Raw genomic sequence first — 19,767 nt, forward strand, 5'->3', positions numbered from 1 at the left:
CCTGGAAAACCAGACGGTCTCGGCCTATGCCAAGGCGCACGGGATCAGCTTCACCGAAGCGCTGCGCCGGCGGGAGCGTGACAAGCGCACGGCCGAACGGGAGCGCAAGAAGATCGCGCAGGCGCTGCTTCGGTCAGCCCCTGCCGACATGCCCGAGGCTGCTGCGTCCGTCTGAATACCCAAGGGGTCTGATCGGATACCGTCCCGTCGGGCCTCACCCGTCCCGAGAAGGACCCTCGGCGTCGCCGGGGAACGGGCTACGCCGCCAGTTGCTGTTCGAACCGGTGATGGCGCCACTGCATCAGGCGCCAGGCGAGCTTCGTGGCCACGTGGGACATCCGCCCCTGCGGCGGCAGCCCGACTGCTTTCAGGATCATGTTGGTGCCACGCTCGATATGCCGGTAGCGGTAAACAGCCATCGCTCCGGTCATATAGCTCGCGATGCAGCGCGCATGGTCATAGGCGAGGGATTCAGGCTCGTTGCCGCAGTGATAGGCATAGGCCAACTCGTCGTCCTCCGACTCGCCGATCCGCCCCAGGGCGATGCGCAGGCGTGACAGCACGCCGATGTTCTCGCGCGCCAGGTAGCGGCGCATATGGTCGTAGAACAGCTTGAAATGCCGGAACTCGTCGGCGGCGATCAGCTTGCAGACCTGCTTGAGCACCGGTTCGTCCGTGGCCTCGGCCAAGGCCGAGTAGTAGCTGGAGGTCCCGGTCTCCACCATGCAGCGGGCGATCAGTTCGCCGGTGCGGGAGCCTCGGATCGAGGCGTCCGCGTCCAGCTTGACCGAATATCCGCTGCGGTAGCGGTCGAACGCCATGGCGTAGTCCCAGGCGGGATCGGCGAGCATGGCCCAGCGGCCAAGAGCGTCGCCGTGCTGCACCTCCTCGTTCGCCCAGTTGTCGGCAGCCTGGCGGAAGTCCGGATCGTCGCGGAAGACGCCGCCCAGGTAGGTGGCATAATCGCGGCCGTTCCTCTCGACCATTGCCGCGGCTTTCACCAGCGGCACGATATCGGGATCAACGGCGGCCGGATCGAACCGGTCCCAGGTCACGTCTTCAATCCGCCAGTGCTTCATGCTGCTCTTTGCCGATCTCGTTATGCGTCAAGCGGGCCTTGGCACCCTTAGGTTATATAAGCCGTCAGGAATCGGGGGGAAGCCATTGGTTCGGTTCGGTTGCAACGTCGCCCGAGTCGCGGCTGCCTCGGGTGCATCCCTGTTGCCGCCTTGCCACAGAATGCGCGCCGATCCGTGACGTGCAGGGATGCCTCGGAATCGCGGGCGTCGCTCAGTTAAACCTCTCCCGCCAATGAAAACAGCCCCTCACGGGGCTGTTCACGCATCTATGGGGGCAGGCTGAACGGGGATCAGATGATCGCGTCGACCATGGCCCGAGCGGCCTGGAGGACGTCGAGGGCTTCGTCCTCGGCGAGGGTGTCGCGCTTGTCGGCGGCTTCATAGGCCGCTTCGGCGTCGGCCAGGCGTTTCGCCGCCACGGCCTTGTCGACCTCGGCCAGCGGCACGGCCTCGTTCGCGAGGACGGTGCAGCGTTCCGGGGTCACTTCCGCGAAGCCGCCGTTGACGAACAGCCGGTCGGTGACGCGATCGCCTTCATACAGGTCGATCGTGCCGCCGCGCAGCGTGACGATCATCGGCGTGTGGCCTTCCAGCACACCCATGTCGCCTTCCGAGGCCGGGATCACCACCATGTCCACGGGGCGGGACAGCAGCAGCTTTTCCGGGCTGACGATTTCGAGGTTCACGGCCATGGCGTCACACCTGGGCAGGGGGGATGGCCCGGTCGAGCCGGGCCATGACGGTGGATGAGTTAGGCGTTCTGCTTCAGCGTTTCCGCCTTGGCGACCGCTTCCTCGATGGTGCCGACCATATAGAACGCGGCTTCCGGCAGGTGGTCGTATTCGCCGGCGCAGATCGCCTTGAAGCTGCGCACGGTGTCGGCCACCGGCACGAACTTGCCGGGGAAGCCGGTGAACACCTCGGCCACGTGGAACGGCTGCGACAGGAAGCGCTGGATCTTCCGCGCTCGGGCCACGACCAGCTTGTCCTCCTCCGACAGCTCGTCCATGCCCAGGATGGCGATGATGTCCTGCAGCGACTTGTAGGTCTGCAGGATTTCCTGCGTGCGGCGCGCCACCGCGTAGTGCTCCTCACCCACGATCCGCGGGTCGAGCGAGCGGCTGGTCGAGTCCAGCGGGTCCACCGCCGGGTAGATGCCCAGCTCCGCGATCGAACGGTTCAACACCGTCGTCGCGTCCAAGTGGGCGAAGGACGTTGCCGGCGCCGGGTCGGTCAAGTCGTCGGCCGGCACGTAGATCGCCTGCACCGAGGTGATGGACCCCTTGTTGGTGGAGGTGATCCGTTCCTGCAGCGCGCCCATGTCGGTCGCCAGCGTCGGCTGATAGCCCACGGCCGAGGGGATACGGCCCAGCAGGGCGGACACTTCGGCGCCCGCCTGGGTGAAGCGGAAGATGTTGTCGACGAAGAACAGGACGTCCTGTCCTTCCTCGTCGCGGAAGTATTCCGCCATCGACAGGCCGGACAGGCCGACGCGCGCCCGCGCACCCGGCGGCTCGTTCATCTGGCCATACATCAGGGCCACCTTGGAGCCTTCGACCAGGTTGCCGTTGTCGTCCATCTTGATGACGCCGGCGTCGATCATTTCGTGATACAGGTCGTTGCCCTCGCGGGTGCGCTCACCCACGCCGGCGAACACCGACACGCCGCCATGCGCCTTGGCGATGTTGTTGATCAACTCCTGGATCAGCACCGTCTTGCCCACGCCGGCGCCGCCGAACAGGCCGATCTTGCCGCCCTTCAGGTAGGGGGCGAGCAGGTCAACGACCTTGATGCCGGTGACCAGGATCTCGGCCGAGGTGGCCTGTTCCTCGAAGGAGGGGGCTTCGCGGTGGATCGGGTAGCGCTTCTTGGCGTTGACCGGGCCTTTCTCGTCGATCGGCTCGCCGACCACGTTCATGATGCGGCCCAGCGTCTCCGGCCCGACCGGCACGGTGATCGGGGCGCCGGTATCGACCACTTCCTGGCCGCGGACCATGCCGTCGGTGCTGTCCATCGCGATGCAGCGCACGGTGCGCTCGCCCAGCTCCTGCGCGACTTCCAGCACCAGCTTGCGGCCTTCGATCTGGCAGTCCAGCGCGTTCTGGATGAACGGCAGGTCGCCGTCGAACTGCACGTCCACGACGGCGCCCAGGACCTGGGTGACCCGGCCGACGATGTTGCTTGCCATGGCTCTTTCTTCCTTTCGTCCGAGGTCAGACGGCTGTCGCGCGAAGGCGCGCGGTATCTACGGGTGCGCGAAGGCGCGCGGTATCGACAAGTGTGTGCTGATGCGCGATGCGAGGCGGCAACGACGTCATACCGCCTCCGCACCGGAGATGATCTCGATCAGCTCCTTGGTGATGTTGGCCTGGCGTGCGCGGTTGTAGTTCAGCGACAGGCGCTTGATCATGTCGCCCGCGTTGCGCGTCGCGTTGTCCATCGCCGTCATGCGCGCGCCGTGCTCGCCGGCCGCGCTTTCCAGCAGCGAACGGTAGACCTGGATGGCCAGCGCCTGGGGCAGCAGCTTCGCCAGGATGGTTTCCTCGTCCGGCTCGAAATCGTATTGCGCACCGCCGGTATCGGCGCTTTCACCCTCGGGGGGCGGCGGCGCCGGGATGATCTGCTGTTCGGTGACGATCTGGCTGATCACCGAGTGGAACCGGTTGTAGACCAGCGTCGCGGTGTCGATTTCCCCCGCTGCCAGCATCTGGGTGACGCGGACGCCGATGTCCTGCGCGTCGGCGAATTCGATCCGTTTCTTGCCGGCATAGCTGACGTCGCCGACGATCCGGCTGGCCAGCTCGCGGCGCAGGTAGTCGCGCCCTTTGCGGCCGACGGCGAGGATCTTCACCGTCTTGCCCTCGGATTCCAGCTTGCGGGCCAGGTTGCGGGTGGCGCGGGCGACCTGGGTGTTGAACGCGCCGGCGAGGCCGCGGTCCGCCGTCACCGGGATCAGCAGCGCCACTTTGTCGGACCCGGTGCCGACCAGCAATTGCGGCGCGGTCGGCGACCCGGCGACCGACGCGGCCAGCGCACGCAGCATCCGCTCCATCCGTTCGGCATAGGGCCGAGCGGCCTCGGCCTGCTGCTGGGCGCGGCGCAGCTTGGAGGCGGCGACCATCTTCATCGCCGAGGTGATCTTCTGTGTCGACTTGACGCTGTTGATCCGCGTCCGGAGGGCCTTCAGGCTAGGCATGGAGCGACTCCTGACGCTTCGGCTTGCGTGTCAGGCCGGGTATGTCCCGGCCATCCGCGCCGTGCGCGGACCATCCAGGGGAAAGTCGTGGATGGCCGGGCCAAGCCCGGCCACGACGCAAGAGGATCATGATCAGGCGAACGCCTTGGAGAAGTTGTCCAGGAACGCGGTCAACTGCTTCTCCACGTCCGGCTTGATCTCAAGCTGGGCCCGGATCGCCTCCAGGATGCCCGGCTCCTTCGCCTTCAGCTCGCCGATGAACTGCTGCTCGAAGGCGCCGACGCGGTTGACCGGGATCTTGTCCAGGTAGCCGCGCACGCCGGAGAAGATGGCGACCACCTGCTCCTCGATCGGCAGCGGCTTGTATTGCGGCTGCTTCAACAGCTCCGTCAGCCGCGATCCGCGGGCCAGCAGCGCCTGGGTCGAGGCGTCGAGGTCCGAGGCGAACTGCGCGAACGCCGCCATTTCGCGATACTGCGCCAGCTCCAGCTTGATGCGCCCGGCGACCTGCTTCATCGCCTTGACCTGGGCTGCCGATCCCACGCGCGAGACCGACAGGCCCACGTTCACCGCCGGACGGATGCCACGGAAGAACAGTTCGGTCTCCAGGAAGATCTGGCCGTCGGTGATCGAGATCACGTTGGTCGGGATATAGGCCGACACGTCGCCGGCCTGCGTCTCGATGACCGGCAGCGCCGTCAGCGAACCCGCGCCGAGGTGGTCGTTCATCTTCGCCGCGCGCTCCAGCAGGCGGGAGTGCAGATAGAACACGTCGCCCGGATACGCCTCGCGTCCCGGCGGACGGCGCAGCAGCAGCGACATCTGGCGATAGGCGACGGCCTGCTTGGACAGGTCGTCATAGAAGATCACGGCGTGCTGGCCGTTGTCGCGGAAATACTCGCCCATGGTGCAGCCGGAATAGGGGGCGAGGAACTGCATCGGCGCCGGGTCGGACGCGGTCGCGGCGACGACGATGGAGTATTCCATCGCCCCGTTCTCTTCCAGCGTGCGGACGAGCTGCGCGACGGTCGAGCGCTTCTGGCCGACCGCGACATAGATGCAGTTCAGCGTCTTCTTCGGATCGCCCAGCGCGTTGATCGGCTTCTGGTTGATGATCGTATCGACGATGACGGCGGTCTTGCCGGTCTGGCGGTCGCCGATCACCAGCTCCCGCTGGCCGCGGCCGATCGGGATCAGCGCGTCGATCGCCTTCAGGCCGGTCTGCATCGGCTCGTGTACCGACTTGCGGGGGATGATGCCCGGCGCCTTCACCTCGACGCGGCGGCGTTCGGTGGACTGGATCGGCCCCTTGCCGTCGATCGGGTTGCCCAGGCCGTCCACGACGCGGCCCAGCAGGCCCGGCCCGACCGGCACCTCGACGATGGCGCGGGTGCGCGAGACGGTGTCGCCTTCGCGGATCTGCTTGTCGTCGCCGAAGATCACGACGCCGACATTGTCGGTTTCCAGGTTCAGCGCCATGCCGCGCAGGCCGGCGCTGGGGAACTCGACCATCTCGCCGGCCATGACGTTCTGCAACCCGAAGACGCGGGCGATGCCGTCACCGACGGACAGCACCTGGCCGGTCTCGGCGACATTGGCCTCGGTGTCGAACGCGGCGATCTGTTTCTTCAGGATCTCCGAGATCTCGGCTGGGCGGATCTCCATATCAAGCGGCTCCCTTCATGGCGTACTGCAGGCGTTGCAGCCGAGACTTCAAAGACGTGTCGTAGAGGCGCGCGCCGACCCGGACGACCAGGCCGCCCAGCAGGTCGGCGTCGACCCGTTCGTGGATGTTGACGTTGCCGTACCCCGCCTCGATCAGCCGGGCGCGCAGTTGCTGGCGCTGCACGTCGTTCAGCGGGTGCGCCGAGACGACATGCGCGGTGATGATCCCCCGCCGGTGCGCCACCAGGGTGGCGAAGGCATGCACGATCTCCCGCAGTTCCCGCAGGCGGCGGTTGGTCGCGACCACGCCGACGAAGTCGCGCACCGTCTTGCCGAAACCTTCCTGCTGCAGCACCGCCTGGCTGGCCTGGGTCGCGGTCTTGACGTCGATCAGCGGGCTGGCCAGCAGGCGGCGGAAATCGGCGCTGGCGTCGATCAGGCGGCCCAGCCCTTCCATCTCCGCCACGACGGCGTCCAGGGCATGGGTCTCATCGGCATAGGAATAAAGCGCGGATGCGTAGCGATCGGCGAGGCCGTCGCCGGAGCCAGTCGATGCGGTTGTCGATGTCGAAACCTCGGAAGCCACGGCTCATCCATCTGTTGGGCCGAACCGGATCGGTCCGGAAAGGAAAAATGGCGGCCCAGCAGGCCAGCGCCGGGCGTCTAGCATGGGGTATGGGGCCACGCAACACGCACCGGGGCGGGTTTGTGACGTTTTCTCCATTATCTGTTCCGGTGTGCCGTCCCCCCGGCCTCCAGCCGGTCAGGCACGCCGATCACGCGAGCTAGTCAGACCCGAACCGTTCACGCGCTGGCCTGAACCGGCACCACCGAGGCCGTCGCCGCGATTCCCAGCAGTTCGACCTGCCGAGCGTCGAGGACGATCTCGGCGCTGGCCCCGCAGTTGGAGGCGCCCTGGCTGGTGCGCGGGCCGGCCCAGTGGACCAGGTAGCGCCCGTCCGGGGCCGGGCCCTCGACGATGAAGCTGCCGCCCGAACCGCTCAGCATCCCCAGGTCCAGCACGCAAGTCCCGCCCTGCCGCCGCGCCACGTCCAGGCGCAGGCCGGGGGAGCCGGACACGCCGGGGCGGAAGGAGATCATGTCGCCGATCTGCGGCGCCGACGCCGCCCGCCACGCCGACAGGGCAGACATCCCCGAAGCCAGCGTGGCCACGGCGACCGCGACCACGATGAGCGAAGGCAACAGGCGGGCCAGGGACTTCTTCGACATGGGCGGCGACGATCCGGGGCTGATCCGTCCCGTCTAGTCCATTTCGCGCGCCGGCGAAACCGCCAAGGGGCAGGGCGCCCGAAGAGGTGCCTTGCTTGACCATGGGCAAGCCGGCCGGCAAGATTACAGGCGCTTCATCAAGGATCTCCGGGCATGGCGCTCAGTCGGACGACCCGCGTCAACATCCTGATCGGCAACGGGCATTTCCTCTCGCACTTCTATGTGCTGTGCCTGCCGCCGATGTTCCTCGCCTGGCAGAAGGCGTTCGACGTCAGCTTCGCCGAACTCGGGCTGACGATCGCGCTGATGTCCGGCACCACCGCCATCCTCCAGACCCCTGTCGGCTTCCTCGTCGACCGCCACGGCGCTCGGGCGTTCCTGATCGGCGGCACGCTCCTGATGTCGCTGTCGCTCGCGGCGATGGGGCTGACCACGGCGTTCTGGCAGGTGCTGGTGCTGGCGACCCTGTCCGGGGTCGGCAACTCGGTGATCCACCCGGCGGACTACGCGATCCTGTCGGGATCGGTCGACAAGGACCGGATGGGCCGGTCCTTCGCGCTGCACACGTTCAGCGGCAACCTGGGGTTCTCGGCCGGGCCGCCGGTCGCGGCGCTGCTAATGGCGGCGATCGGCTGGCGCGGCACGCTTTTGACCGTCGGCCTGCTGGGCCTGCCCGTGGTGCTGTCGATCCTGTTCCAGAGCCGCATCCTGGTCGACCAGGCCAAGCCCCATGTCCACCACGCCGGCGGGCTGACCGGCCGGGACCTGCTGACCAGCCGCGCCATGGTGCTGTTCTTCCTGTTCTTCACCTTCGGCGCGATGGCCGGCGGCGGCGTCCAGTCCTGGCTCGTCACCGTGCTGCACACCACCAAGGGCCTGGACCTGGAGATCGCGGCGACGGCGCTGACCTGCTACATGGCCGGCTCCACCTGCGGCACGCTGGTCGGCGGCTGGTTCGCCGACACGTTCAAGAAGCACGTGCTGCCCTTCATCACCTGCCTGACCATCGCCTCGGCCGCGCTGATCCTGTGCGTCAACTGGATCGGCATGCCGGTGGTCGCCATCTGCGTGCTGACCGGACTGTCGGGCCTCGCGCTGGGGGCCAGCCGCACGCCGCGGGACGTCATGGTCAAGGACGCCGCCCCGCCGGGGGAGATCGGCAAGGTGTTCGGCTTCGTCTCCTCCGGCCTGCCGCTGGGCAGCGCCGTCACGCCGGTGCCGTTCGGCATGCTGATCGACCATGGCCACCCCGAGATGGTGCTGGTCCTGGTCGCGGCGATCCTGCTGCTCAGCCTGTTCTGCGGCGGGTCCGCCCGCGTCTCCGCCCGCACGGCCGACCCGCTGCCACGCCCGGCGGAACAGGTCGCGGCGGAGTAGCGCATGCCCGACGACACGCTGCGGACGGGGGAGCGCAGCGTCGCCCTGCCGGCCGCTCCGGACGCGGGCGTCTACTTCATCGGCGTGATCCGGACCCCCTGGACGCAGCGCGGCACGTGCCCGAAGCGGGGCAGCCTGGACGGACCGGTCTGCACGCTGGAGGTCGATCCGCGCTGGGCCGACGCGTTGTTCGAGGTGGCGAAGCACCCGCGGCTGCAGGTCCTCTATTGGATGCACAAGGCGCGGCGCGACCTGGTACGGCAGACGCCCCACAGCACCGGGCGGACCATCGGGACCTTCGCGCTGCGCTCGCCGGTGCGGCCCAACCCGATCGCGTCCTCGGTCGTCGCGCTGGTCGGCGTGGAAGGATCGCAGGTCCGGGTCCGGGGCCTCGATTGCCTGGACGGCACGCCGCTGATCGACATCAAGCCGGACCGGACCGTCTGACGCAACGTCACGTGACCCGCTGACCCCCGTTGCCAGTCGCGACGGGCGCCGCCTAAAGTTTCGCCCAGCGAAAAAGCGGGGACGAGTGGATGGCCAGGACGGGTTGGATGGCGATGGCGGTCGTCACGGGCTTGCTGGGATGGGGCCAGGGCGCCCTGGCCCAGGACATCAAGCTGGGCATGATCGCGGGCCTGTCCGGGTTCGGTGCGTCCTATGGCGCGTCGATGCAGCAAGGCGTCGAGATGGCGATCAAGGAGATCAACGATGCCGGCGGCATCAACGGCCGCAAGCTGGTGGAGGACGTCGCCGACGACGCCTCGGACCCCGCGCAATCGGTGCTGGCGATGCAGCGGCTGGTCAACGACCATGTCGACATCGTGGTCGGCGGCTGGGGCAGTTCCATGGTGCTGGCGAACATGGAAGTCGCGGAACGCGCCGGCATGCCCTATATCGTGGTCGGGGCGTCCAACCCGCGGATCACCACCAAGCGCAACAAGTGGACGTTCCGTATCCTGACCAACGATAACGGGCACGCGGTGCAGCTTGCCGACCTGGCGGTGCAGACGTTGCATATGAAACGGATCGCCGTGATCAACGACAGCAACGATTACGGTGTCGGTGCCCGCGACATTTTCATTGCCAGGCTGAAAGAACTGGACGAATCGCCGGTCGACGTGGAAAGTTACGGATCAAACGATAAGGATTTCACCGCGCAGCTGTCCCATATCGCCGCCGCGAACCCCGACGGGATCGCGCTGATGGGCACGCTGCCCGCGGTGCCGGCCATCCTCAACCAGGCGCGCGACCAGGGCATCGATGCGCGCTTCTTCGGCCCGGCCGGCCTGTCGAACGAGGCGATGATCACGCTGGCGCCCGAAGCCTCCCAGCACACCATCGCCACGGCCTATTTCCATGAGGACCTGGACCCCCAGGCGAAGGCGTGGGCGGACAAGTACACCGCGATGTTCAAGAACGCGGCGCAGGCGCCCCGGCCGTCGCAGGCGGTGTCGGCCTATCGCGGCGTCTACATGGCGGCGGACTGCCTGAAGAAGGTCGGCACCGACAAGGACAAGGTCAGGCTTTGCCTGAAGGACTGGCATGGGCACTTCTTCGGGCTGCCGCCCGCCGACCTGCATTTCGACGACACCAACCAGCTTGTCGTTCCGGTGGTGATCGAGGAAGTCCAGGGCAAGGGCTTCGCCGTCTTCAAGCCCGCGCACTAGGGTGCCGCCGCAGATCCTGATCGGCGGCCTGGGCACCGGCTGCATCTACGCGCTGGTGGGCCTTGGCTTCACCCTGGTCTATCGCGGCATCCGCATGGTGAACTTCGCCCAGGGCCAGGTCTTCATGGCCGGCACGTTCCTGGGCCTGTTCCTGGTGCAGACGCTGGGCCTGTCGGCGATCCCGCTGCTGATCGCGGTGCCGGTGATCAGCTTCGCCGCCGGATGGTTGCTGGAACGCATCGTCTTCCGCCGCCTGTTCCACAGCCACGAAGTCTTCGTCGTCGGCGCCATCGGCCTGGGCGTGATGATCGAGAATGGAATCCGAGCGGCGTTTCCTGAACCGTTGCCGTTTCCGAAGATTTTCGGGACGGGGGTGTATCGGTTCATTCCGGGCGTGCTGTTCCAGAAGACCTATCTGTGGATCGTCGTCATCACCATCCTGCTGGTGATCCTGCTGCATGTCCTGTTCACCCACACGCGGCGCGGACGCGCGCTGCGGGCGGTGGCGTCGGACGCCGAGATCGCGGGCACCATGGGCGTCTCGGTCAGCGGTGCGATCGGCTTCACCTTCGGGCTGTCGTTCGCGGTGGCGGCGATCGCGGGGATCCTGATCGGGCCGCTGTATTTCGTCTCGCCCGACATGGGGGAGATGGTGGGGCTGAAAGCGTTCAGCGCGGCCGTGCTGGGCGGGATCAACAGCGTCGTCGGCACCATCCTGGGCGGCGTGCTGCTGGGCCTTGTCGAGGCGATCGCCGCGTTCTACCTGTCCACCGACTACAAGGACCTGTTCGCTTTCGCGATCCTGATGCTGATGCTCGTCGTCCGGCCGCAGGGCCTGCTGGGACGGGTCGTGCCGGTGAAGGTCTGACGGTGCAGCCGTGAGGGGCGTCATGATCCGGCTGCTGCCCTTCGTGGTGGCGGCGCTGCTGCCGCTGGTCGCCAACGACTACCTGCTGGAGATCGGTAGTTTCGTTGCCATCCAATCGATTTCGGTCATCGGCCTCGGCTACCTGACCGGGTTCGCCGGACGCATCTCCCTGGCCCAGGGCGGACTGTACGGCATCGGCGCCTATACCGCCGCGCTGCTGGTGACCGGGGCGCATTGTCCGCCGCTGCTGGCGCTGCCGGCCGCGATCCTGGCTGCCGTGCTGGTGGGCACGCTGCTGGGCAGTCCGGCGATCCGGCTGTCGGGGCTGTATTTCGTGATGTCCACGATCGGCCTGCAGCAGATCATCTGGATCGTGCTGATGCACTGGTCCAGCCTGACCAACGGGCCGATGGGCGTGCGGGAAATCCCGCCGCTTTCGGTCGCCGGCTTCGCCCTCGCGTCCCCCGAACGGTTCTACTGGGCGTGCGTCGTGTTCGCGGCGGGATCGTTCTTCCTGGCGCGGCGGGTCGTCGCCAGCCGGTTCGGGCTGTTCCTGCGCGCGGTCAGCGATGACGAGCTATCCGCCGCCACTTCGGGCGTGCGCGTCGTCCGCACCAAGGTGCTGGCGCTGGCGCTGTCCTCGGCCTGGGCCGGGGCGGCGGGGTTCCTGCACGCGTTCTTCCTGCGCTTCGTGCACCCGGACATGTTCACGCTCGACCTGTCGGTGGTCCAACTGACCATGGCGATGTTCGGCGGCTACCGTTCGCTGGACGGGATGATGATCGCGACGCTGATCCTCGGCTCCGCTTCGGAATACCTGCGGCCGTTCGGCCAGTTCCGCCTGGTGGTGTATGGCGGCATCCTGCTGCTGACGATGATGCTCGCGCCGCGCGGCATCCTGCCGGCGCTGGCCGGGCTGCGGAGGCGGCGGTGATGCTGGCGGTCAGCGATATCCGCCTGAGCTTCCGCGGCGTGCGCGCCCTGGACGGCGTCAGCCTGACGATCGGGGCGGGGGAGACGCTGGGCATCATCGGTCCCAACGGGTCGGGCAAGAGCACGCTGTTCAACGTCATCAGCGGCATCTACCGGCCGGATTCCGGATCGGTCGCCTTCCAGGGCCGGACCATCACCGGCGCCGACCCGCGCGCCATCGTCGCTGCCGGCCTTGCCCGCACCTACCAGAACAAGCGGCTGTTCGGCTCCTTGACCGTGCTGGAGAACGTGCTGGTGCCGGCCATGCGTACCCAGCCCGGCTCCTTCCTCTCCGACATCGCCGGAAGCCGGTCGGGGCGCGACGCGGGTGAGGCCAAGGCGCGGGAGGCGCTGGCGTTCGTCGGGCTGGACGATTTGGCCGACACGGAGGCGGCCAGCCTTGCCTACGGCCAGCAGAACCGGCTGGAACTGGCGCGGGCGCTGGCCTGCGACCCGGCGCTGCTGCTGCTGGATGAGCCGGCAGCGGGACTGAGCCCGTCGGAACGGTCGGACATGCGCGGCCTGATCGAGCGCATCCGCGATCGCGGCGTCGCCATCGCGCTGGTGGAGCACGACATGCGGGTGGTGATGCAGCTCAGCTCCCGGCTGGTGGTGCTGGACCACGGGGTGGTCATCGCCGGCGGTACGCCCGCCGAGGTCACCGAAAATCCCGAGGTGGTGGCTGCCTATTTCGGGACGCCGATCGATGACTGAGCTGCTGGCGATCCGCGGGCTGAGCGTCAGCTACGGCAAGGTGCAGGCGGTACGCGGCCTCGACCTGACGGTGGCGGCGGGGGAGACGGTGGCGATCCTGGGGGCCAACGGCGCGGGCAAAAGCTCCATCGTCCGTGCGATCACCGGCCTGGCCCGGGTCGCGGCGGGGGAGATCGTGTTCGACGGCAAGCCGGTGACGGGCCTGCCCAGCGACCGCCGCGCGGCGGCCGGCATGGCGCTGGTGCCGGAAGGAAGGCGGGTGTTCGCCGACATGACGGTGGCCGAGAACCTGCAGATGGGCGGCTACTTGCTGGGACGCGAGGCCGCGGTCCGGATGGAGGCGATGTTCGACCTGTTCCCCCGGCTGCGCGAACGCCGGCTGCAACTGGCTGCGACCCTGTCGGGCGGGGAGCAGCAGATGCTGGCGATCGCCCGCGCGCTGGTGCGCCGGCCGGCCCTGCTGATCCTGGACGAGCCGTCGCTGGGCCTGTCGCCGATCATGGTGCAGACGATCTACCGCGCGATCCGCGACCTGCGCGACGGCGGGATGACGATCCTGCTGGCGGAACAGAGCGCGGCGGTCGCGCTGTCGCTGGCGAACCGGGCGTATCTGCTGGAAACGGGGAGCGTGGTGGCGGAGGGGCCGGCGAAGACGCTGCGGGACGATCCCAGGGTGCGGGACGCGTATCTGGGGGGATGACGCGGACGTCATCGTCACCCCGGGGCCGCGGCGGTATCCGGGTCGGCCTTCGCCGATCACGGCGGGACAGACGCCTGTGCCGCTCGATCTCAACGTCCATGGGGTGCAGGCCCGCCATCCGCGCCTTCCCACGCGGACGCGACGTCAGGCGTGGACAGTGCCCCTTCGGCCATCATGGCGTCGGGGCACGAACGGGCACCCGCCATGCGCCGACCCGCACAGCCGCCCGCCCGACGCGCTGCACAGCGTCGGACCGTCCGCCATCGCGCGCCGCACCAGGCCGGCCAGGGAGGCGATGAACGCGGCATCGGCGTTCTGCGTCGGCACGCGGAAATAGCCGGGGACCCCCAGCCTCTCGGCCAGGTGGCGGTACTCGACGTCCAGTTCGACCAGCGTCTCGCTGTGCTCCGAGACGAAGGCGATCGGCACCACCAGCACCGCCGTCCCGTCCTTCGCCGCCCGCGCGATCTCGGCATCCGTGCTCGGGTCGATCCATTTCTGCGGCGTCGCCCGGGACTGGTAGCAGACGGCGTGGTCGACGGGCTCGCCCCAGGCGGAGAGCACTGCGGCGACCGTCTGCTCGATCTGCCATTGATACGGGTCGCCACGGCGGACGATCGTCTCCGGCAGGCCGTGGGCGGAGAACAGCACCCGCAGGGGCGTCTTCGCCGGCAGCGTGTCCCGCGCCCTGTCGTACGCCGCCCGCACCAGCGCCGTCGTCGCCGCGATGAAGCCGGGATCGGTCGGGTAGCAGCACAGCGTCGTCACCGGCGCCACCAGCCCGGCCTTCACCGCCGCCTGCCGCCATGCCAGCAGGGAGCTGCCGGTCGTGGTGGTCGAGAACTGCGGATACAGCGGCAGCAGCAGCACATGGTCGGGCGCCCAGGCCTTCACCGCCTTCACCGCCTCGTCGGTCATCGGATGCCAGTAGCGCATCGCGATGAAGCATTTCGCCTGCATCTCCGGCAGCGCGGCCTCCAGCGCCGCCGCCTGCTCCCGGGTCAGGTCCAGCAGCGGCGACTTGCCGCCGAGCAGGGCGTAGTTGTCGGTGGCTGGCTTGAGGCGGGCCCGGGCGATGCGGCGCGCGAGCAGCGGGCGGATGAACGGCGGTACGCGCAGGATCGCGGGGTCGCGGAACAGGTTCAGCAGGAAGGGGGCGATCGCCTCGGGACTGTCGGGGCCGCCGAGGTTGAACAGCACGATGGCGACCTTGTGCCGAGCGGGGTCGATCGCGGGCATCGATCGCGTCCCCCCGTCCTGGCCCGGCTCGACCGGGCCATCTTTCTCCCCCGAGGTTCGGGAGGACGGGGGGGAGGGGGCGGTGTCAGCCGGCACGCACAAGCTCCAGCAGCGCGGCGACGTTCTCGGGCGGGGTCTGCGGCACGATGCCGTGGCCGAGGTTGAAGACGAAGGGCCGGCCCTTCATCGCCGCCAGGATCGCGCGCGTCTCCGTCCGCAGCGCCTCGCCGCCGGCGACCAGTGCCATCGGGTCCAGGTTCCCCTGCACGGCCAGGCCGGGGGGCAGCAGCGCGGCGATGGCGCCGATATCGCTGCCGGTGTCGATGCCGATGCCGTCGACGCCGGTCGCCGCGTAATCGCGCGCCAGGATCCCCGCCAGGCGCGGGAAGCCGATCACCGGCACGTCCGGATGCCGCGCCTTCAGGGCCGAGACGATCCGCTGTGCCGGCGCCGCCGCGTGCCTGCGGAACAGTCCCGGCGACAGCACGCCGGCCCAGGAATCGAACAGCATCAGCACCTCGGCGCCGGCTTCGACCTGGGCGGAGAGATAGGCGATCGTCGCCTCGGTCAGCGTGTCCATCAGGCGCGCGAACAGGTCCGGTTCGGCATAGGCCATGGCGCGGACGGCGGCGAAATCCTTCGATCCGCCGCCTTCGACCATGTAGCAGGCGACGGTGAACGGGGCGCCGGCGAAGCCGATCAGGGCGGTGTTGCCGAACCCCTCGGCCCGCAGGCCGGCGCGGATGCGGCGGACCGTCTCCATCACCGGCGCGGTCTTCTCCGCCAGGCGCCGCGGGTCCAGCGCGGCGACGCCGGCCGCGTCGCGCAGGCGAGGCAGCACCGGTCCTTCGCCCTCCTTGAACGCCAGGCCGTGGCCAAGCGCCCAAGGCAGGATGAGGATGTCGCTGAACAGGATGGCGGCGTCGAAGCCATAGCGGCGGATCGGCTGCAAGGTGACCTCGGCGGCGAGGTCCGGGGACGTGCACAGCGTGACGAAGTCCGGCACCCTGGCCCGGACGGCGCGGTATTCCGGCAGGTAGCGGCCGGCCTGGCGCATCAGCCATACCGGCGGCGGCCACACCGCTTCCCCGTTCAAACTCCGCAGCAGCCGCTTCATCGCCATGCATCCGACATAGGGTCGAGGCGACTGTCTCCAAGCTCTGTCCGAAGCGGTCAAGCGACGAAAGCGGGCGCCTCCATCGCCGGCACGCGGGTGCCGCCCCGATACAGCGCCATCGCGTGCAGCGATGCCGCCACCTGCCGCATCGGAGACGTCCAGTCGCCGGGCGCCGGCTGGCGGAACAGGGTCATGCCGGGATACCACGGACTGTCCCGCCGGCCGCTGAGCCAGCGCCAGCAGCCGTCGTAGCGGTCGAGCAGGAACACCGGCTTGCCGACCAGTCCCGCCAGGTGCGCGACGGACGTATCGACGCTGACCACGACATCCAGGCTGGCGATGATCGCGGCGGTATCGGCGAAGTCCCGCACCCCGGTCATCGGGTCGAGCAGGGTCATGCCGTCGGGCGGCGTCTCGCGTGCCGGCCGGCCGGCCTGGAGGCTCACCAGGCGCACGCCCGGCACCGCGGCCAGCGGCGCGAAGGCGGCCAGGCCGGCGCTGCGCCGGCGGTCCAGCGTGCGGAACCCCGGCACCGCGGGACGCGCCTGGCCGGCCCACACCAGCCCGGTGAGCAACCCGTGCGCCGGCAGGCGGTGGCGGAACCGCGGGATGGCGGCGGGGAGGTCGGGCCCCACCACCGGCGGCACGGTCTGCGGCGTGGTGCCGAACACGCGCGGCAGGCTGAACATCGGGCAGACATAGTCATGCGCCGGCACGTCCCGCCGGTCCGTCACCACTTGCGCGACCCCCGGCAAGGCGGCGATCAACCGCGCCAGCGCCGGCGGCACGCAGGCCACGACCCGAGCGCCCCGCCAGGCCAGCAGCGGCAGGTAGCGGCAGAATTGCAGCGTATCGCCGAACCCGTCCTCGTGCAGCGCCAGCACCGTGGTGCCGGACAGCGTGTCCTCCGGCCGCAGCGACGGAAGCAGGCGATGCGGGTCGATCGCCAGCCCCTCGGCGAGATCCAGCCGCGCCTCGTAATCCGCCCAGGCGCTGTGCCACTGCCCCATCCGCAGCAGCGTCACCGCCCGGTTCACCCGGAACCGCGCATGCGCCGGCGCCAGCGCCACTGCGTGGTCATGCGCGCGGAGCGCTTCGTCGAACCGGCCTTCCACCTTCAGCGCCATGCCGAGATTGGACCAACTCGCCGCCGCCTTGGGATCGAGCGCCACGGCATTGCGGAAACTATCGATGGCCTGGACGAAGCGACCCTGTTCGGCGCGGGCCAGGCCGTGCAGATGATGCGCCGCGGCGCTGCGGGGCGTGGTGTCCAGCACCGTTTCCGCTTGTTCCGGATGGTCGTTGTCGAGCAGGAACTCGGCGAATGTCAGGCGCAGGCGGGGATTTGTCGGATCGTGCCGCAGGCAGGCCTGGAACTGGCGCTGGATCAGCGGGCGCGGCAACGGCGGCCGCAACTCGGCGAGGTCGATGCAGGGATGGCGCGCATCGGGACGCAGGGCGGCGACGCGCAGCAGGTCCGGGGCGGCGCGATCGGCCTCGCCCATCGCGGCAATGGCGAGGCCGCGCAGCAGCAGCGCCGCGGGGTCGTGGGGTGAAGCGGCCAGGGCGTGGCCGGCGGCGGCCTCGGCTTCCTGCCAGGCACAGGCTTGCAGCAGACGCAGCGCCGCGCCGTTCCGTTCGATATTGTCCATGCACGCCTTTCCGGCCGGAGACGGCAGGAGTGTGCCAAGGAGTGGTTAAGGAAGGGTTATGCCAACCGGGACGGTGATGATTCTCATCCGCCTCCCCCGTCACGGCCGGGCCGCTACACCCGCTTGATCCCCCAGAACACCGGGAAGCCGTCCAGCATCCCGTCCAACGAGGTCTGCCACGCCGTCGGCTGGAACCACTGGCCGATCGGGGCGTGCGGCACGTCGATCCACCATTGGGCCTGGATCTCCTCGGCGATCTTCTTCTGCGTCGCGAGGTCGTCGGTCTCCAGCCACTGCATCTTCAGCGCTTCGACCTTCGGGCTGCTGGCCCAGCCGAACCAGCCCTTCTCGCCGTTCACCCGGAACGTGTTGCCGACCGGCGTCTGCAGGTCGAGGCCCGAGAGGGTCGTGAACAGGCCGCTCCAGCCGCCTTTGTCGATCGGTCCCTTGTTTTCGCGCCGCGCGACGGCGGTGCCCCAGTCCATGGCGATGTAATCGACCTTCATGCCGATCGCCTGCAGCGCGGCGACGCCGACATCGCCCATGGCCTTGCGATAGGGCGTATCGGTCGCGACCATCATCGCCACCGTCTCGCCTTTGTAGCCGGCCGCTTTCAGCTCCGCCTTCGCTTTCTCCGGATCGTATCGGATCGCGTCCATGCCGGCATCGTTCGCCAGTTCCGTGCCGGGGCAGAACAGGCCGACAGGGGTGTGGCCCATCTTGGGATCGTCGCCGGCGATCGCGGCGACGAAGTCCTTCTGGTTGAACGCGTGCAGGATCGCGCGGCGGACGCCGACATTGTCGAACGGCGGCTGCAGGCAGTTCATCTTCAGGAAGCCGATGACGCCGGTCGGGTCCTTGACCTCCACCCGCACATGCCCGGACTGCCGCAAGACCGGCGTCAGGTCGCTGGTGGGGATTTCCCACCAGTCGTTCTCCTTGGCCTGCATCGAGGCCGCGGCGGTGCCTTCGTCGGGGATGGTGATCCACTCGACCCGGTCGAAATGCACGACCTTGGGACCGGCGGTCCAGCCGGGCGTGCCGTCGGGGCGGGGGACGTATTTCTCGAACCGCGCATAGGCCGCGTGCGCGCCGGAGACACGTTCGCTAGCCAGGTAGCGGAACGGGCCGCTGCCCACCAGCTCCGTCAACTGCTTGAACGGATCGAAGCTCGCCAGCCGCTCGGGCATCATCGCGCACATCGGCGTGGAGGTCTTGCCGAGGGCGTAGGGCAGCCGGGGGAACGGCTTGTTGAGCCGGAAGCGGATGGTGCGGTCGTCGGGAGCGGAGAGCTCGTCGGTCGCCTTCATCAGCAGGCCGCCGACGCCGTCGCGGGCGGCCCAGCGCTTGATCGAGGCGACGCAGTCCCGCGCCAGCACCTTGCTGCCGTCATGGAACAGCAGCCCGTCGCGCAACGTCAGGTCCCACTGCTTGCCGTTCGCCTCGACCTTGAAGCCGGCGAGCATCTGCGGCTGGATCCGGTATTGGCTGTCCATGCCGAACAGCGTGTCGAAGACCATGTAGCCGTGGTTGCGGCTGTTATAGGCGGTCGACCAGATCGGATCGATCACCGAAACGTCGGACTGCGGGATGAATTTCAGCGCCCGTGCCGTTTCCGCGCGGGCGATCGCGGGCATGGCAAGGGCGGCGACAAGGACCTGGCGGCGGGTCGGCATTCTGTTTCCTCCTGATGGCCCGCGTTATAGCGGTCTTGGCCGGTCGGGCGACCCCCCGTTCACGCATCGATGCCTTGCCCGATTCCCCGGCGCGCGGCATCAACGGTCCCATGAGCGAGCTGAAAATCCGCATCCGTGGCCTGTCCAAGCGTTTCGGCGAGAAGCAGGTGCTGGACGGAATCGACCTGGACGTGCCGACCGGGACCTCCCTCGTCGTGATCGGCGGCTCCGGGTCCGGCAAGTCGGTGCTGCTGAAATGCATCCTGGGCCTGATCGAGCCGGATGACGGCGCGATCGAGATCGACGGCCGCGACCTGCGCGCCATGTCGCGGGACGAGCGCGAACTGACCCGCGCGCGCATCGGCATGCTGTTCCAGAACGGTGCGCTGTTCGACAGCCTGCCGGTCTGGGAAAACGTCGCGTTCGGCCTGATCGCCCGCCGCAAGGCGCGGCGGGTCGAGGCGCGCCAGAAGGCCAACGACTTCCTGGCCCAGGTCGGCCTGGCACCCAGCGTGGGGGATTTGTCGCCGGCGGAGCTGTCGGGCGGGATGCAGAAGCGGGTCGCGCTGGCCCGGGCGATCGCGGCGCAGCCCGACATCATGTTCTTCGACG

19 protein-coding genes are annotated in these 19,767 nt (G+C 68.7%); 8 read left to right on the forward strand and 11 right to left on the reverse strand.

Annotation, left to right across the window (positions count from 1 at the left end; translation table 11 throughout):
• Window positions 1-257 precede the first annotated feature (257 nt).
• The 7 genes from VHB27_RS14150 to VHB27_RS14180 form a co-directional block, all read right to left on the reverse strand.
• Window positions 258-1,079, reverse strand: a complete 822-nt coding sequence (locus VHB27_RS14150) for a ferritin-like domain-containing protein (protein WP_325601474.1) — start codon at window positions 1,077-1,079, stop codon at window positions 258-260.
• A 290-nt stretch (window positions 1,080-1,369) separates the two neighbouring features.
• The gene (gene atpC / locus VHB27_RS14155; protein WP_325601476.1) at window positions 1,370-1,771 is read right to left on the reverse strand and encodes an ATP synthase F1 subunit epsilon; all 402 of its coding nucleotides are present in this window, start codon (window positions 1,769-1,771) and stop codon (window positions 1,370-1,372) included.
• A 59-nt stretch (window positions 1,772-1,830) separates the two neighbouring features.
• Window positions 1,831-3,267 (reverse strand): F0F1 ATP synthase subunit beta, encoded by a 1,437-nt coding sequence (atpD, locus tag VHB27_RS14160; RefSeq protein WP_325601478.1) that lies wholly within the window; start codon window positions 3,265-3,267, stop codon window positions 1,831-1,833.
• A 126-nt stretch (window positions 3,268-3,393) separates the two neighbouring features.
• The gene (locus VHB27_RS14165; protein WP_325601480.1) at window positions 3,394-4,275 is read right to left on the reverse strand and encodes a F0F1 ATP synthase subunit gamma; all 882 of its coding nucleotides are present in this window, start codon (window positions 4,273-4,275) and stop codon (window positions 3,394-3,396) included.
• A 132-nt stretch (window positions 4,276-4,407) separates the two neighbouring features.
• Window positions 4,408-5,940: a F0F1 ATP synthase subunit alpha gene (gene atpA / locus VHB27_RS14170; RefSeq protein WP_325601482.1), complete on the reverse strand. Its 1,533-nt coding sequence runs from the start codon at window positions 5,938-5,940 to the stop codon at window positions 4,408-4,410.
• A gap of 1 nt (window position 5,941) precedes the next feature.
• On the reverse strand, window positions 5,942-6,526 hold the full coding sequence (locus VHB27_RS14175; RefSeq protein WP_325601484.1) for a F0F1 ATP synthase subunit delta: 585 nt from the start codon (window positions 6,524-6,526) through the stop codon (window positions 5,942-5,944).
• Between the two features lie 218 nt (window positions 6,527-6,744).
• Window positions 6,745-7,170 (reverse strand): hypothetical protein, encoded by a 426-nt coding sequence (locus VHB27_RS14180; RefSeq protein WP_325601486.1) that lies wholly within the window; start codon window positions 7,168-7,170, stop codon window positions 6,745-6,747.
• 153 nt (window positions 7,171-7,323) lie between these two features.
• Between VHB27_RS14180 and VHB27_RS14185 the strand changes: the two genes are divergently transcribed.
• The 7 genes from VHB27_RS14185 to VHB27_RS14215 all read left to right on the forward strand — a co-directional run bounded on the left by VHB27_RS14185 (window position 7,324) and on the right by VHB27_RS14215 (window position 13,471).
• Complete coding sequence (locus VHB27_RS14185) at window positions 7,324-8,547, forward strand: MFS transporter (protein WP_325601488.1); 1,224 nt, start codon at window positions 7,324-7,326, stop codon at window positions 8,545-8,547.
• A gap of 3 nt (window positions 8,548-8,550) precedes the next feature.
• Window positions 8,551-8,994, forward strand: coding sequence for a tRNA (N6-threonylcarbamoyladenosine(37)-N6)-methyltransferase TrmO (gene tsaA / locus VHB27_RS14190; protein ID WP_325601490.1), 444 nt, complete (start codon window positions 8,551-8,553; stop codon window positions 8,992-8,994).
• A 107-nt stretch (window positions 8,995-9,101) separates the two neighbouring features.
• Window positions 9,102-10,217 (forward strand): ABC transporter substrate-binding protein, encoded by a 1,116-nt coding sequence (locus tag VHB27_RS14195; RefSeq protein WP_325601492.1) that lies wholly within the window; start codon window positions 9,102-9,104, stop codon window positions 10,215-10,217.
• A gap of 1 nt (window position 10,218) precedes the next feature.
• Window positions 10,219-11,085 (forward strand): branched-chain amino acid ABC transporter permease, encoded by an 867-nt coding sequence (locus tag VHB27_RS14200; protein ID WP_325601494.1) that lies wholly within the window; start codon window positions 10,219-10,221, stop codon window positions 11,083-11,085.
• 22 nt (window positions 11,086-11,107) lie between these two features.
• Window positions 11,108-12,019: a branched-chain amino acid ABC transporter permease gene (locus tag VHB27_RS14205; RefSeq protein WP_325601496.1), complete on the forward strand. Its 912-nt coding sequence runs from the start codon at window positions 11,108-11,110 to the stop codon at window positions 12,017-12,019.
• Entirely contained in the window at window positions 12,019-12,771 is a 753-nt protein-coding gene (locus VHB27_RS14210) for an ABC transporter ATP-binding protein (protein ID WP_325601498.1), read from the forward strand. The genes VHB27_RS14205 and VHB27_RS14210 overlap by 1 nt, the downstream gene beginning before the upstream one ends.
• 1 nt (window position 12,772) lies before the next feature.
• Window positions 12,773-13,471 carry an ABC transporter ATP-binding protein gene (locus VHB27_RS14215; RefSeq protein WP_408904005.1) on the forward strand — a complete coding sequence of 233 codons (699 nt, stop codon included), beginning with the start codon at window positions 12,773-12,775 and terminating at the stop codon, window positions 13,469-13,471.
• Window positions 13,472-13,615: 144 nt separating this feature from the next.
• On the opposite strand, the gene hemH is transcribed toward VHB27_RS14215, so the two are convergent.
• The 4 genes from hemH to VHB27_RS14235 form a co-directional block, all read right to left on the reverse strand.
• Entirely contained in the window at window positions 13,616-14,710 is a 1,095-nt protein-coding gene (gene hemH / locus VHB27_RS14220) for a ferrochelatase (RefSeq protein ID WP_325601502.1), read from the reverse strand.
• 85 nt (window positions 14,711-14,795) lie between these two features.
• Complete coding sequence (gene hemE, locus VHB27_RS14225; protein ID WP_408904004.1) at window positions 14,796-15,833, reverse strand: uroporphyrinogen decarboxylase; 1,038 nt, start codon at window positions 15,831-15,833, stop codon at window positions 14,796-14,798.
• Window positions 15,834-15,883: 50 nt separating this feature from the next.
• Entirely contained in the window at window positions 15,884-17,479 is a 1,596-nt protein-coding gene (locus VHB27_RS14230) for a tetratricopeptide repeat protein (RefSeq protein WP_325601506.1), read from the reverse strand.
• A gap of 113 nt (window positions 17,480-17,592) precedes the next feature.
• A complete protein-coding gene (locus VHB27_RS14235; protein WP_325601508.1) occupies window positions 17,593-19,155 on the reverse strand; it encodes an ABC transporter substrate-binding protein in 1,563 nt (520 codons plus the stop codon).
• A 110-nt stretch (window positions 19,156-19,265) separates the two neighbouring features.
• Between VHB27_RS14235 and VHB27_RS14240 the strand changes: the two genes are divergently transcribed.
• A partial coding sequence (locus VHB27_RS14240; RefSeq protein WP_325601510.1) for an ABC transporter ATP-binding protein occupies window positions 19,266-19,767 on the forward strand: 502 nt, incomplete at its 3' end.

Source organism: Rhodopila sp. (assembly GCF_035548235.1).
Lineage (GTDB): Bacteria > Pseudomonadota > Alphaproteobacteria > Acetobacterales > Acetobacteraceae > Rhodopila.

Excerpts from the sequence above, each read along its gene's own strand:
- VHB27_RS14150 (WP_325601474.1), bottom strand. The coding sequence starts at position 1,079 with ATGAAGCACTGGCGGATTGAAGACGTGACCTGGGACCGGTTCGATCCG.
- atpC (WP_325601476.1), bottom strand. The coding sequence starts at position 1,771 with ATGGCCGTGAACCTCGAAATCGTCAGCCCGGAAAAGCTGCTGCTGTCC.
- atpD (WP_325601478.1), bottom strand. The coding sequence starts at position 3,267 with ATGGCAAGCAACATCGTCGGCCGGGTCACCCAGGTCCTGGGCGCCGTC.
- VHB27_RS14165 (WP_325601480.1), bottom strand. The coding sequence starts at position 4,275 with ATGCCTAGCCTGAAGGCCCTCCGGACGCGGATCAACAGCGTCAAGTCG.
- atpA (WP_325601482.1), bottom strand. The coding sequence starts at position 5,940 with ATGGAGATCCGCCCAGCCGAGATCTCGGAGATCCTGAAGAAACAGATC.
- VHB27_RS14180 (WP_325601486.1), bottom strand. The coding sequence starts at position 7,170 with ATGTCGAAGAAGTCCCTGGCCCGCCTGTTGCCTTCGCTCATCGTGGTC.
- VHB27_RS14185 (WP_325601488.1), top strand. The coding sequence starts at position 7,324 with ATGGCGCTCAGTCGGACGACCCGCGTCAACATCCTGATCGGCAACGGG.
- tsaA (WP_325601490.1), top strand. The coding sequence starts at position 8,551 with ATGCCCGACGACACGCTGCGGACGGGGGAGCGCAGCGTCGCCCTGCCG.
- VHB27_RS14195 (WP_325601492.1), top strand. The coding sequence starts at position 9,102 with ATGGCGATGGCGGTCGTCACGGGCTTGCTGGGATGGGGCCAGGGCGCC.
- VHB27_RS14205 (WP_325601496.1), top strand. The coding sequence starts at position 11,108 with ATGATCCGGCTGCTGCCCTTCGTGGTGGCGGCGCTGCTGCCGCTGGTC.
- VHB27_RS14210 (WP_325601498.1), top strand. The coding sequence starts at position 12,019 with ATGCTGGCGGTCAGCGATATCCGCCTGAGCTTCCGCGGCGTGCGCGCC.
- hemH (WP_325601502.1), bottom strand. The coding sequence starts at position 14,710 with ATGCCCGCGATCGACCCCGCTCGGCACAAGGTCGCCATCGTGCTGTTC.
- hemE (WP_408904004.1), bottom strand. The coding sequence starts at position 15,833 with ATGGCGATGAAGCGGCTGCTGCGGAGTTTGAACGGGGAAGCGGTGTGG.
- VHB27_RS14230 (WP_325601506.1), bottom strand. The coding sequence starts at position 17,479 with ATGGACAATATCGAACGGAACGGCGCGGCGCTGCGTCTGCTGCAAGCC.
- VHB27_RS14235 (WP_325601508.1), bottom strand. The coding sequence starts at position 19,155 with ATGCCGACCCGCCGCCAGGTCCTTGTCGCCGCCCTTGCCATGCCCGCG.